This is a genomic window from Secundilactobacillus yichangensis, from assembly GCF_016861565.1.
GTDB classification, from domain to species: Bacteria; Bacillota; Bacilli; order Lactobacillales; family Lactobacillaceae; genus Secundilactobacillus; species Secundilactobacillus yichangensis.
In genome coordinates this window covers 1-13,566 of the sequence record NZ_BOLK01000028.1, presented here as the reverse complement: position 1 = coordinate 13,566, position 13,566 = coordinate 1, and the positions used below count along the sequence as shown (strand labels likewise).

Genomic DNA, 13,566 nt, shown 5'->3' with positions numbered 1-13,566 from the left:
GTTCGCTAAACTCAAATGAAATATATCACCGGATAGGCTAAAGTACAACCCGGTCAAGTAAACGCTATTTTACATAGAATGAATAAATATTAAAGCACGTGAATAATTCAATAATTAATCTATCCATAAATCAGACTAAATAGTTAAATTGGTTAACGACATAAACAATATTTATAATTTTCCTATTTTAGACTAGCCTTCCATTTCATTTTTGATTCCTTGAATCAGCGTCATACTTCTGCCAGTGAGCTGCTGAATTTTTCGTAACGGCGTGCCAATTTTTAACAACCGTCTGATTTCAAAATACTGTTTCCTTCTATTTAGATTGGGGACATTTGGCTCATAAAGAATAGGGCGCCCTTGATAGACGCCCCGTTGTTTGGCTAGTGCGATGCCTTGACGCTGGCGTTCGAGGATCTTTTTGCGTTCCTCCACCGCTAGGTATTTTTGCAGTTCCATGGTGATCGAACTCAGTAAGTTGCGGGGTGTTTTCATCATCAACTTCTTTGTAAGAAGGCATATCCAGAAAGTCGATGGTCGCACCTTTACTCCTGACTTCGATGATGACATTGGTCACGTCTTCTGGTTTCAGGATGGCTAAGAGCTCTTTTAAGACTGGTTGGGATAAATTGGCACCCGAAGTATTTTCTTTGAATATCCGATCAACGCCTAACCCAGATAATGTTTGGATCTGCCGAGCAAGGTTTTGATCTTTACTGCTGACACGTGCATAACCATAAATCATGAATTTCCTCCTATAAAAAATGGACTGAGACAATCGCCTCAGTCCAAATTTTATACTTTTTGGGGTGTACCCTAAAAGTTATGCTCATCATCCGCCCTTAACCAAGTCTTAATAAATATACACCTAAAAATTTGTGTGTCATTTTTTTCTAAATTTTTAAAATTTTTGGAGACTTTTCGCCTTCTCCCGGCTTATACGTAACCGGGGTGTTGTGGTTGCCTCTCCTACTCACTTATTGATACAAGTTATGGGTGCGGTGACGATCAGAACTCCGTATCGGGTAGCTGCCAGTAGCGATTATGATTCAGGTCGTCATCGACTTCATCGATGAACTTTTGGAAACCGGCCTCCCCTAGAATAAGCCCTCGCTTGTACTTCTCAATCTTTTTCATGAGTTCTTCAACTGCTTCCGGTGTATGGTACTGACCCAAGTCTGCCATATCGAAGGTGGGACAGATGAGCGCCGCTTGCTGCTTGAGGTAGCTGGCGATTTGTTTGCAACGTTTGTGGTGACTCTCAACTGCCCGTCTACTAAGTGGCCACTGCAGTGTTAGATGCTTGTCAACAATCACTCGGCTGTGGATCTCCCCGAAGTCCCAGATATCGCTTTTATATTGCCAACGAAACCAAGAGCGGTTAGTCGCGTCCCGCTTGGTCACAGGAACCAGCCAAAAATCACGGCAGATATACGGCACATACCTGTTGATGTTTAAAGCCTTCGCAATAGTGCAGCGCATATCGTTGTGGTAGTCCAAAGGGAAGTGGTCATTCAGCTGCTTGATCAGTTTGTTTGCCGTTGGTCTGATTTTGATCAGCCGCAGGTCATCATACAAGATGATCGTGTTGTAGCGGCTTTGAGTACTAGCGCGATTAATCAAAGCGATCACGTGCTCCCATTCTGGCACGAAATTGGTGTCCTCACTGGAGGGAATCACCGAATCAAGGTTCAGTTTTTCAGGGACAAGATAGCCTTGTTCTTCGACACGCTCACGGCAAGTTGGTTCCAGATCATTAAAATATGTCACGTTGTTGTTCTCCTTTTGGGGAATTATTTTTGAAACTGGAGACATCATAACTGGAATAGACCAAAAAGAAAAGCCAAACGAATCGGGGGTATTTGGCGAATCTCGCTCATCGATTAGGCGGGTGCTATGGGCGATTTGGCGGTGGTTTATAGCTTGGATGGTGTGGGTAGTTTGAGTGAACGGGCTGAACCATGATTTACCATAGTTATATGCAAACTGGATGACATCGTTCATTTAGTTGAATCTTGAAGAGTGAAGGTTGAGATTTTCGGGGAGTTGGGAGCAAAAAAATTTTTTTAGACTGATCGCTGTCATGCATTCGATTTCTCAAAAAAGCAACCTAACCATGATGGTCAGATTGCTTTTTGTTATCTATCCACTAAACAGCCGATTAAAGCTGTATCACTCAAGCATGGTGGCCGCCCACCAAGCCAGAACGTTCAATCGCGGTTCCGCCAGGTGTCAAAGAAGATGCCCGTACCAGTGCCTTGTAGCCAAATCGTTTGCGGATACGGTCGATGGTGGTCGCCAATTGCTGGCGGTGCAGCGTAACTTCTGGATCTTCAAATAGCGAAAACTGAGTCATCCGCTGCGTCGAGATCTTGGCGCATCTGACCCCCACTTGCCGTACAGGGCTGCCATCCCACTTGGTACTGAGTAAGTACCAAATCGCCGAAGTCAGCTGTTTCGTATCGTTGGTCGCTTCCACGTGCATCTGCGCCGAGAAGTGGGTACGGTTGCTCTTGTCCACGTCCGCAAAACCGATGTGCAAGCTGATCAGCTCGGTAACCACGTGATTGTCTCTCAGTCGGGTGGCAACTTGGTCGGTCACTTCTTCTAAGACAACTTGTAAGTCCGTGGATGTAAGGTAGTCCCGCATCAGAATTTGTGAGTTGCCGTAACCCTTACTGGCAGCCCGCGGGACATAACGTTTAGTCAAGGTTGAATAATCAATGCCCCACGCGTCGTAATATAGCTGTTCACCAAGCACGCCAAAGCGCTGTTTGAGCCGTTTCAGATCAGCGTGAGCCAGATCAGCCACTGAGTATATCCCCATCAAAGCCAGGCTTTTAGCTGTTCGGTGGCCGATGCCCCACATAGCCGTTATTTTGGGGATCTGCCAAATGGTCTGCGGTACCTGATCATACGTCCATTCAGCGATCCAGGGTGCCTGCTCCTTAGCCGCGTTATCTAGAGCCAGTTTTGCCAGTAACGGATTTTGACCGATACCCACCGTGGTGATAATACCGGTCTGATCAAACACCCGTTTTTGAATCTGCCGAGCAATTTGCTGATTATTGCCAAATAGCTGGTGACTGCCGCTGACGTCGATAAAGGACTCATCAATCGAATACGGAAACCAGTGCGCGTCGTCGGTAAACTGCCGGTAAATCTGGTTGATCCGGTAGTTGAGCTTGATGTAATCCTTCATGTGCGGCTCCACCAGCTTCAGGTCCATATCATCGCGTAGTTCAAACCGCCGCGTTCCTAATTTCACACCGTAGTTCTGCTTACTGTATGGACTCGCTGCTAGAATGAGCCCGCCACTGGACTCTTCTCTGGAGAGCACCGCAATTTTTGCCGAAGTCGGGTACTCCGCCCGCTTGATAGCCTCCGTTGACGCGTAGAACGATTTGCAGTCGATGCACATGATGTCGTGTACCGGCAGCCGGCTGGGATCGGATAGTGGATCGTTCATGCTGACCACCACTTCTCTGCTTTCTCTAAAGTAACGTGGCGAATATGCGAAAACCGAATCGTCATCAGGCCACTGTCGCCTTGTACATACACCAAGTCCTGTTCGTAGCCGATCACAATGCCGTCTATGGTCTGATAATCATTACCCCGATCTACCTGCAATCTTAACGGGGTCGTGTTTTGCCAGCTCTGCTGCAGCAAACGGTCAATCACAAGCTTGTCCATCTGCGGTAACGGTCGCTCAGCCGACTCTTTATCCTTTTGCTGATCCATGTAAACGGTGTGGTCCGACATGAAGAAGCCCATCCATTTCATCATGCCACGGTCATGATATAGCCAGTTTTCCTGAGGTACTTCTCTAATCATATTTGTCACCCTTTCGCTTAACTGTGTCCGTGAACCCGGTCGTTTTTGATGTCCTTGGTTGGGTGTACCAACTGGTGCGTGTTGCGATACTGAATCCGCAACTGGGAGAACTGTTTTAATTCCTTCAAAACTTGCTGGTACTTCTCCGGATCGTGTTCCAGTGCCAGTAATTCATGCGAATGCAAGAGCTGGGTGCCCTGCTTCTGCTTTTCAAGAAAGAAATAATAGCGATTAAAAAAATGGTTATCGACAACTAATAACCAGTAACGAAAACGGTATTCACGTAAGAAGTAGTGCTCGTACTGGGCTTTTAACGCCTTAGTTTCTGCTAACATTTTCTCATCTCAAATCCTGTGTAGAACATACGTTCGTGTTTAGTCAAGTAAATCCTAACAGATTTTAAGGGCTGATTCAAGGCTTTAGATGTTTCGAAAAGGTCATCAAGGCAAAAAATAAAACGCTGATATATTAGATATATCAACGTTTATAACGGATATTATTTCATAGAATGCGCCCCCCGAGAGTCGAACTCGGATCATGAGGACCGAAATCTCATGTGCTATCCATTACACTAAGGGCGCCCAACACAACTATGATAGCGGTGTTGAGAGATGATTTCAAGCATTAACGCATGCCAGCAATCTTTGTTGCTGCCTCTTGGAGGTATAAGAAGCAGGCGTCGTTGCTCGTTTTAAAGTCATTAACGAACGATTCCGTCTGCGGCTTAACCGTGTCAATCGGCTGTTTCATAATATCAATAACTTCAATGTTATCGCCCTGCCATTTGGCTGAATCATAGTGGCCTTCCTCGGCAAACTCCAAGTAGGCTTGGAATGACGCTAGCACTGTCTTTTTAATAACATCGGCTTCAGTAATCGTTTCACCGTTAGCTTGGCGACGGGAAACTTCCTTTTCAACTTCTGCCATGGTTTCTGGGACATCAATTTCCATGAGTGATTCCTCTTTCTGTCATAGTCTTCAACACATTTTAGCATGTTACATTACAAAACTCCTGTTAAATTTTCCTGAAGAATGAATTGCTTTTAAAACATCTTAACAATCATGGCTACTAAAGGAAAGCACTGGTTATTTTCAAAATGAATAACAAATTAAAATCTCCTCTGCAATTTCTCATTGAATCAGGTAAACTAGTGGTAAAGAAACCTCATTCTGTATGCAAATAAGGAGGATAATCATGACACTTTTATACCGCAGTACTCGTGGCGACGCAACCAACGCGCTCACTGCATCCGCTGCAATCCTACAAGGCTTAAGCCCAGACGGCGGCCTTTACGTGCCAACGGAGGCACCGAAGCTCGACTTGAACCTGCAGCAGCTGCCAAGCTTGACCTACCAAGAAGTTGCCTTTAAAGTTCTGAAAGCCTTCTTGACCGACTTCACGGACTCGGAGATCCGCAATTGTGTGAACGCGGCTTATGACGATAAATTTGACGACTCGCTGATTGCGCCCGTCTCTCATCATGGTGAAGACTATTATCTGGAACTATTCCATGGCGCCACTATCGCCTTTAAGGATTTAGCACTATCCATTCTGCCGCACCTCATGACAACGGCTGCCAAGAAAAATCATTTTAAGAAGGAAATCGTGATTCTAACGGCAACTTCTGGTGATACTGGTAAAGCTGCTATGGCAGGCTTCGCTGACGTACCGGGTACGAAGATCATCGTCTTCTATCCAAGCCAAGGGGTCAGTGCCATTCAAAAGCAGCAAATGATCACTCAAGTTGGTGAAAACACTTACGTGGTCGCCATCAATGGCAACTTTGACCAAGCTCAAACCAACGTCAAAGAAATTTTCAATGACAAGGATTTCCAAGCCCAGCTTGATGCTCATGGTTTCCAGTTTTCATCAGCCAACTCCATTAACATTGGTCGTCTAATACCGCAAGTTGCCTACTACTTCTACGCTTATGGCCAACTGATCAAACAAGGTGCTATTAAGAACGGTGACACCATTAACTTTAGCGTGCCAACTGGTAACTTTGGCGACATTCTGGCCGGCTACTACGCCAAACAGTTAGGGCTCCCTGTGAACCGGCTGATCTGCGCTTCTAACCAGAATAACGTCTTAACCGATTTCTTCAAAACTGGTTATTACGACCGCATCCGGCCGTTCTTCACGACGACTTCGCCATCCATGGATATTCTGGTTTCCAGCAACTTAGAACGGCTGATCTTCCACGCCACCGGTGAAGATGCCGCCCAGACCGCTGCTTACATGCACGAACTGGAAAAAGACGGCCATTATCAGGTCAAACCTGACGTACTGAAACAGCTGCAGGCCACCTTCTCGGCCGATTTTGCCAGCGGTGACGACGACCAGCAGGCAATCGCTAACGTTTTCAACCAGTCACAATTTGCCATCGATCCCCACACGGCGGTCGCTAAAGCAGTTGCGGACAAATACCGTCAGTCAACAAACGACACCCATCCAATGGTCATTGTTTCCACAGCCAGCCCGTATAAGTTCCCCAACGCCGTACTCAGTGCTATTGAAGGTCATCAAGTTGACGTCGACGGCCTAGACGCGGTTAAACAGGTTCAAGAACACATTAATGTCCCCTTACCAAAAGCGATTGAAACCCTCTTCCATGCACAAGTCCGGCACAATAATACGGTTCAGCCAGATAAAATGCAGGAAGCAATTGTAAAAATTCTTAATATCGGCTAAGTAAAGCTATTCAAATTATATAAAGACAGTTATACTTTAATAGTCAAATGTTAAGTAACCGAGGTGAAAGTTTGTGGCAGATATTAAGAAGGATTATTTAACCGTCTCAACCTACAACGCCATTCTGCATCGTCAGCTTCAACGTGATATGAACCAGCTGCTGATCAAGGATAAGCTGCCCGTCAACATTACAGAAATGTACCTGATGGTGCTTATCTTGGAAAGCCAACCTATCAGTCAGCGCCGTGCATCCACTACGTTAGCAGTCGATGAAGGCTTGATGACGCGAATGGTCAAGCACTTAACCGCGCTTGGCTTAATTCATAAGGAATCATCCGCCAGTGATAAACGCGTCAAACAGCTAACGCTGACAAAAGATGGCGAAAAGCTGCTGGATTATGGTTTATCTCAAGTCAACAATTGGTGGGAGTCCATCGAACCTGATTTGAAAGAGATTGATATTAATAATCTTGGGCGTGAACTTTTTGATATTTCAAAAGTCGTTTTGTCCGATCGGCATCAAACGCCATTGGGCAACGACCGTGTCGATGCAGAACTAGAAAAGTAATGACACGCTTGATATTTTATAAATTAAAAATCCGCTAACGGTGATCGATTGCTGTTAGCGGATTTTTTTTGACTGGCATTTTTACCCTTAAACGATTAGTCTAGAATTAAATAATCTTTAGTAAGGAGTGGTTAGGGTGGCACGAACAGTAAGCATTGCGCAAGCACGTCAGGGTGACTCGCACACAATTCAAGAAATCGGCATCCCATCATTGGTACTGATGGAACGGGCAGCGTTAGGTGCAACCGGACGACTATTAAATGGTGACTTTGATTTAGCCAACGTTCTGGTTTTCGCTGGAACTGGCAATAACGGTGGTGACGGACTAGCAATTGCTCGGATGCTACATGTTCGGGACGTTAACGTCACCGTCATGCTGACCGGTGCGGAAGATCATACCTCTACTGAAACAGCTCAGCAGCTGAAGATCTTGCACTACTACAAGATCCCCGTCATTCCAGCACACACCGACTTGAAGGGTTACACCACGATCGTGGACGCTATTTTTGGAATCGGTCTGGATCGGCCAGTTGAAGGTAAATTTGCCGACTGGATCAACGCCATCAACGCTTCGCCTGCCAAGGTCTATAGTGTCGACGTGCCATCGGGACTGAATGCTGATACCGGTGAGCCGCAGGGTGCCACAGTTAAGGCTGATGCCACCAGCTCATTTGCCTACGCCAAGAAGGGGTTCGTGACCGATCAAGGTAAGCAGTATACCGGTAAACTTTACGTTGAAGACATCGGCGTGTACTTGGATGATCATTATGAGGCTTGATTAAACAGTTAAAAGGCTTAGGAATGGCAATCACCGTTCCTAAGCCTTTATTTTTAATCACTGCCCGCAATACCTTTAATCGCCGCGGCATAGATGTCCATCGCCGTGAACATCTTTTCCAGTTCCCATTGCTCATCAACTTGGTGCATGTAATCCGGTACTCCTGGCAACATGGCACCAAACGCTACACATTGATTCATCGTTCGTGCGTAGGTCGCGCCACCAGATACTTGCGGTTCAGTGGTATCGCCGGTTACTTCATGATATACCGTCATTAATTTCTCAACTAACTCGCTATCTTTGGGAACGTACAGCGGTGCCAGATAATCAAAGTCTTCGTAATGATAACCGTATTCCGCAACCTTTTCCGTCATTTTCTGGATCAATTCATCGTGATCCACGGTTACCGGTATCCGCATGTCTACCTGCATCCGTGTTTCTTCTGAATTAACTTCAATGTTTGAAATATTAACGGTTAGATGACCGGAGGCTTTGTCAGCTACGTCGCCCACTAAGTTAGTGCCAGTCGCGTCTTCTTTGAAACAGCGTCCAATTAACCCCAGCGGGCCATCCGGAAAGACTTTGTCCAGCGCCATTGCCAGCCGCAACACCGCGTTAGTCCCTTGCGGTGCTAACATGGCGTGAACTGATTTACCGGTAACTGTAACGCCATTTTCATTTGTTTCGTAATCAAACCCAAAATCATCCAGTGCTGTTTTAACTGCCGCTAATTTTGGCCCATTGTACTGAGCTTTCGCTGGCACAGCATTAAAAGCATTTTGCATGGTTAGACTAAACTCGCTACTGCCTGGTCCCACGAAGTAGGATTGCTGCAGCCCCTTTTCCGCATAGGTTACGGGGAATTCAGAATCGGGAGCGATACCGTGAGTTATTGGCTCTTCCTTTTGCTGGTACACGGCAATACCGCGCCACAGGGTCTCTTCATCGGTTCCGAAGATAAACCGGATCCGCTCTTTAAAGGTCACGCCAGCATCCATCAGCGCTTTAACGGCATACAGTGCCGCGATCGATGGCCCTTTGTCATCTTGAACGCCACGACCATACATCACGCCGTTTTCAACGGTGAGACAATATGGTGCGTGGCTCCAATCATCCGCGTCGCCAGCTGGCACCACGTCCATGTGGCCAAGAATACCAAAGATTGCTTCACCTTCACCGACTTCCGCATAACCGTAATTGCCATCGGGATCCGTATAGGTTTTAAACCCTAACTCACTGCATATTTGCATCATTTCATCTAATGCATCTCTGATGGGCTGCCCAAATGGTGCACCGGGTGCCAGATCAGTATTACTGGATGGATGTTCTACCAGCCGTTTGAGGGCGTCTACGGCGGCTTTTTGGTGGGTTATTTTGATGTAGTCTTGCATGGTTGGTGGCCTCCTTTTTGGTTGGTGGATTTTTTACGTCTTGAGTTTTTATTGTTATTCCTGCTTTTAAGGCTATATTGCCGAACTGGGCTACAACAAGCAGAGAGCTGCATGTAAGTCAATTCCGGCATAAATCCAAGTTCGGGATTTTTGCCGAAATCGTCTTACACTCCGCTCTCTAACCGCTTGTTTCCGCACCTTGCTTGTTTCCGCACCTTACAAAATCGCCAATATTCCGAGGAATACACAACTAACAATAAACAGATAAATCATCAGCTTCGCAATCCACTTCCACCACACACTAATGTTGATGTGGGCAATGGCTAAGGCACCCATCACAACACCTGAGGTTGGGGTAATTAAGTTTACCCAGCCAGACGCTGCTTGATACGCCGTGATAACGACGCTGCCATCAACGCCGGCGAATTTACCCATTGGACCAATAATTCCCATGGTTGCCGATGCTAACCCTGAGGTTGACGGAATCAGGAAGGACATTGGAATGTAGAAAATGTACGTGATGATAATGAAGACACTTTCTGAAAGACCCTTAAGTCCCATTTCACCCCAATGCAGCACTGTGTCGGTGATTAAGCCGTCATTCATAACCACTTGAATTCCCCGAGCCACGGCCACGATAATCGCTACGCTAAGGAATTCTGCCATCCCGCCAATGAAGGCGTTAATGAAATCTGCTTCCTTCATTTTGTAAACGAACATCACTACCACTGACATTAATAGAAACAGCATGGTAATTTCTGAGAAGTACCAGTCACCCATCGGCACCATGTCGCTACCTAAGATATTCCCAAGAACCGGGATACCAGCCAGCCATTTGGTTGCTGTTTCGAAGAAGGTCCATTTATCGTTAATGGTACTCCACGGGATCAGCCCGATGATCATCAGCAGGAAGGTCAGTCCAAATAATGCCAGAACACCCTTTTGCCGTCCCGTCATCGTACCAGCTTCATCCGCATCACTTACGGAGAAACGGTCCAGGTCTTCTTGCCGCTGTTCGTATACGGCTGATTTGCTTGGATCCTTTTCAACCTTTGAGGCATACCGGTAAACGTACCAGATACCTACCACCAGCGTGATCACTAACAGCATTAACCGAGGGAAAATACCCTGACCCATTGAAAGGTCCAATGTCTGACTAGCTACCCCGGTGGCAAACGGGTTCACAGTTGAGGCCAGAACACCGATTTGTGACCCAACCAGAATAATGGCCACCGCCGTTAACGAATCAAACCCAACCCCAATCATTACCGGAATCAGCAGCGGGTAAAACGCAATGGTTTCTTCTGCCATCCCGTAAGTGGTTCCGCCTAAAGCAAACAAAATCATTAAAATCGGAATTAAGCGTTTTTCTTTACCTTTATATCTGCGGACGACAGCACCAATACCGTCATCCAAAGCCTTGGTCTTGTTAACTACGCCAAGGAAACCACCAATTACCAGAATGAATAGCGAGATGGAAATTGCGCCTTCAGTGTGGTCGTTACCGATCATCCCGTACACAGGTGACATAAAAACATCCCAGATACCTTGCGGGTTCGCGGTAACCGATTTATACGTATGCGCAATAATATTGCCGGCTTTATCTGTGTTATAAGCCCCTGCTGGAATAATCCAGGTGAGAATCGCAACTAAAGTGATAATCATGAATAAAATCGTATACGCTGACGGCATTTTAAACCGTCTTTTTTTTGGTTCTGTTTTAGGTGTTTGCATTGGTCCTCATCTCCTTATTACTAATATGTTTACAACTTTTAGTTTATCGGAGACAAGTAAACAAATTATGACTATTGTTTGAAAATTTCTAATTTTTTGTTAATCGTGAGCATTAATCTTTACTTATTGGTCTAAGTCAAGTAAATTATTTTGGTTTGTCGCACTTGTCAGTATCAAGTATCATTATATGTATGCTATAATCCTCTTGAAACCGTCATTACAGGAGGGATATTAATGATTGAAGAAGGCTACATGAACATTCAAGACGCTGATCCAGACATTATTGTTGACCTTAAGTATGCGACTACGGATAATTTCACCGGCCGCGTCATCTATGACTTTACAACGGCGATTGCTAGAATCGGTACGGCCAAGAAGCTTGGTAAAGCTGCTAAAGCACTCAAACAGCAAGGCTTCCGCATTAAAGTTTGGGACGCTTATCGGCCAACAGCAGCTCAGGAAAAACTATTTGAGGTCGTCTCTGACCCGACCTGGGTGGCTAAACCAGACCCGAATTACTCCCACCAAAAGGGTGTCACGTTTGATCTCACCCTGACTGATTTAGATGGTAAAGAAGTGGAAATGCAGTCCGGCTTCGATGATTTTACAGGGAAGGCGGTCCGTGACTATCCACGAACACCCACGCAAGAAAAGAACTTTCAAACCCTAGTTAAAGCTATGACTGACGCCGGCTTTGTCGGCTACGAAAACGAGTGGTGGGACTACCGCGATAACCGGATGGATGAATACGGTCCGTTAGATGCCAATCCAAACGACTACGCACACTCATAAAAAAATGAGCCATATGTTAAACATTCATCACAAAACTGACTATACTATTCTATGGTGATTACCACCTCCAAACGATAATATCAAGTACGTGGCTCCGCAGAAATACGACCAGGCTTGACCATGGTGATTACCCCCAATCTGATAAAGGTTGGAACTGAGTTAACTCAAAAAACACCGCCCTTTGTGTGAAGGACGGTGCTTTTAGTGTCTACATATATTATTGTTCGTTTGCATCTGTAGTTTGTTTAACAAATGAGTGATCTGGCACCCGAATCAACGTGAAGCGGTTGGCTAATCGACCGGCATGAAGACCAATCCCGTTTAGGAAATTCTTCTTATAAGTCGTTTCAATCACACCGACCCAAGCTTTTTGGTGCTGCTTTTCCATCTGATTGACCTTAGCCTTATTCCACTTATACGATGAGGCTACAAGATTAATCGGGTGCTTTCCTGCTGAAACCGTGGCACTGTCACCGGGAACAATATCCTTTTCACCCTGAGTGTAAAAGGTGTAATACTGCGCTGGCTTACGGCCATTACCCGTTTTGACAATAACGTAGTCTGAACGGTCGGCCGCGCTGGTATCTAGCACCAGCGGCTTGTATTGGTAGGAAACCGTCACCCGTTTAGGATTCAGCTGACTCACATCCTGAAATAACGTGGTGTAGCCCATGCCCCACAGGCCGAGCAGAAAAATCACCAATTCAATACTTGATTTAGTCATATTTTCCCACGACCATGAACGTTTCTCCGTTACCAAAAGCTTCAGCCGGCGCACCCGCATATCGTGCACCATCCAAATTAAGTAGATTAATAATAGGAGCCAAAGCCCCATTCCAACTAAATTCCATGCTGATTTCATGTTCAATCTCCCATTCTTATCCATGATTTAACGCTTTTGTCGCTTTGTTCCATCTGGAGAAGCGCTTAACTTCCTTCTAGATTATCGAAAGTGAGGCTTAAAAACAAGTCCTTAGGTAGAAATGTTCCACTAGCCTATAATAGCATTATACAACATCTACTAGGGGGCACGAACAGTACCTGTTTTGTTGTAAAAGGCTATAAATCTTTGTAAAGTGGTACTTCTATCCTATTCCGTATTAGCTGATAGCATATAAGTAGTGATTTATATGAATTTCATTAAAAGACGTTTTGGGATAAAGTCATCCGGTATAATATGGGGGACACCTCACCTTGGTGATTAAATTCAATAAGGCGGCACAACTGATGTTACTCACCTATCAAGTCGAAATTAAGCCGACTGAAAAACAAGCTTGGCAGATTGATTCCCACATCAGCGGTAGTCGCTGGGCCTATAACCTGTTTTTGGATATCAACCGGCAGCGTTATGAACAAGGTTATCACTATATGAGCGCTTATGAGTTCAGTAAGTGGTTTAACCATGAGTACCTTGAGAGCAATCCTGATGATATGTGGGTCAAGGATTTATATGCCAAGTCAGTTAGACAGGCTTTTATCGATGCCGATATGGCTATGAAACGGTTCTTTAAGAAGCTGAGTGGTTTCCCACATTGGCGTTCGTTTAAACGTGGCCAGGGAAGTTATTATTTTGTGAAGAATAGTAAAGTACAAGTGATTGCCTGCGAACGCCATCGGATTAAGTTACCCAAGCTTGGCTGGGTACGTTTGAAAGAGCTGGGCTACATCCCTACAGACTCAGAACACTTCGTTATCAAACAAGGCCGGATCAAATTCAAGGCTGGCCGGTATTACTTGACTTGCTTAGTGGAACAAGCTGAACTACCAAAGTTAGAAC

General features: G+C 45.5%; 14 protein-coding genes and 1 tRNA gene. 5 read left to right on the top strand and 10 right to left on the bottom strand.

Annotated elements, in window-relative coordinates:
- Positions 1-340: 340 nt before the first annotated feature.
- From JUE95_RS12640 to JUE95_RS12610, 7 genes are all read right to left on the bottom strand, one after another.
- Positions 341-745, bottom strand: coding sequence for a recombinase family protein (locus tag JUE95_RS12640; RefSeq protein WP_235995505.1), 405 nt, complete (start codon positions 743-745; stop codon positions 341-343).
- 263 nt (positions 746-1,008) lie between these two features.
- Positions 1,009-2,004 (bottom strand): hypothetical protein, encoded by a 996-nt coding sequence (locus tag JUE95_RS12635; RefSeq protein WP_203652266.1) that lies wholly within the window; start codon positions 2,002-2,004, stop codon positions 1,009-1,011.
- Positions 2,005-2,176: 172 nt separating this feature from the next.
- Positions 2,177-3,469, bottom strand: coding sequence for a Y-family DNA polymerase (locus JUE95_RS12630; protein WP_203652264.1), 1,293 nt, complete (start codon positions 3,467-3,469; stop codon positions 2,177-2,179).
- On the bottom strand, positions 3,466-3,834 hold the full coding sequence (locus JUE95_RS12625) for a hypothetical protein (protein ID WP_203652263.1): 369 nt from the start codon (positions 3,832-3,834) through the stop codon (positions 3,466-3,468). The genes JUE95_RS12630 and JUE95_RS12625 overlap by 4 nt, the downstream gene beginning before the upstream one ends.
- Before the next feature lie 17 nt (positions 3,835-3,851).
- Positions 3,852-4,169, bottom strand: coding sequence for a hypothetical protein (locus JUE95_RS12620; RefSeq protein ID WP_203652261.1), 318 nt, complete (start codon positions 4,167-4,169; stop codon positions 3,852-3,854).
- Between the two features lie 174 nt (positions 4,170-4,343).
- A tRNA-Arg gene (locus JUE95_RS12615) sits at positions 4,344-4,415 on the bottom strand.
- Between the two features lie 43 nt (positions 4,416-4,458).
- Positions 4,459-4,785, bottom strand: a complete 327-nt coding sequence (locus JUE95_RS12610) for a hypothetical protein (RefSeq protein ID WP_203652250.1) — start codon at positions 4,783-4,785, stop codon at positions 4,459-4,461.
- A 244-nt stretch (positions 4,786-5,029) separates the two neighbouring features.
- Here JUE95_RS12610 and thrC point away from each other — a divergent pair, with 244 nt between their 5' ends.
- The 3 genes from thrC (at position 5,030) to JUE95_RS12595 (ending at position 7,872) form a co-directional block, all read left to right on the top strand.
- The gene (gene thrC / locus JUE95_RS12605) at positions 5,030-6,526 is read left to right on the top strand and encodes a threonine synthase (protein WP_203652242.1); all 1,497 of its coding nucleotides are present in this window, start codon (positions 5,030-5,032) and stop codon (positions 6,524-6,526) included.
- Positions 6,527-6,599: 73 nt separating this feature from the next.
- Complete coding sequence (locus JUE95_RS12600) at positions 6,600-7,094, top strand: MarR family winged helix-turn-helix transcriptional regulator (RefSeq protein WP_203652240.1); 495 nt, start codon at positions 6,600-6,602, stop codon at positions 7,092-7,094.
- 136 nt (positions 7,095-7,230) lie between these two features.
- Positions 7,231-7,872 (top strand): NAD(P)H-hydrate epimerase, encoded by a 642-nt coding sequence (locus JUE95_RS12595; protein WP_203652238.1) that lies wholly within the window; start codon positions 7,231-7,233, stop codon positions 7,870-7,872.
- A gap of 53 nt (positions 7,873-7,925) precedes the next feature.
- Here the strand turns inward: JUE95_RS12595 and JUE95_RS12590 are convergent, their stop codons facing one another.
- Both JUE95_RS12590 and JUE95_RS12585 read right to left on the bottom strand, forming a co-directional pair.
- Positions 7,926-9,263 (bottom strand): M20 family metallopeptidase, encoded by a 1,338-nt coding sequence (locus JUE95_RS12590; RefSeq protein WP_203652237.1) that lies wholly within the window; start codon positions 9,261-9,263, stop codon positions 7,926-7,928.
- Between the two features lie 216 nt (positions 9,264-9,479).
- Complete coding sequence (locus tag JUE95_RS12585) at positions 9,480-10,997, bottom strand: YfcC family protein (RefSeq protein ID WP_203652235.1); 1,518 nt, start codon at positions 10,995-10,997, stop codon at positions 9,480-9,482.
- 234 nt (positions 10,998-11,231) lie between these two features.
- Here JUE95_RS12585 and JUE95_RS12580 point away from each other — a divergent pair, with 234 nt between their 5' ends.
- Positions 11,232-11,789: a M15 family metallopeptidase gene (locus JUE95_RS12580; protein WP_203652233.1), complete on the top strand. Its 558-nt coding sequence runs from the start codon at positions 11,232-11,234 to the stop codon at positions 11,787-11,789.
- A 217-nt stretch (positions 11,790-12,006) separates the two neighbouring features.
- On the opposite strand, the gene JUE95_RS12575 is transcribed toward JUE95_RS12580, so the two are convergent.
- The gene (locus JUE95_RS12575) at positions 12,007-12,651 is read right to left on the bottom strand and encodes an LVIS_2131 family protein (protein WP_203652231.1); all 645 of its coding nucleotides are present in this window, start codon (positions 12,649-12,651) and stop codon (positions 12,007-12,009) included.
- Positions 12,652-12,986: 335 nt separating this feature from the next.
- Here JUE95_RS12575 and JUE95_RS12570 point away from each other — a divergent pair.
- The coding region (locus JUE95_RS12570) for an RNA-guided endonuclease InsQ/TnpB family protein (protein WP_235995503.1) at positions 12,987-13,566 on the top strand (580 nt) is incomplete at its 3' end.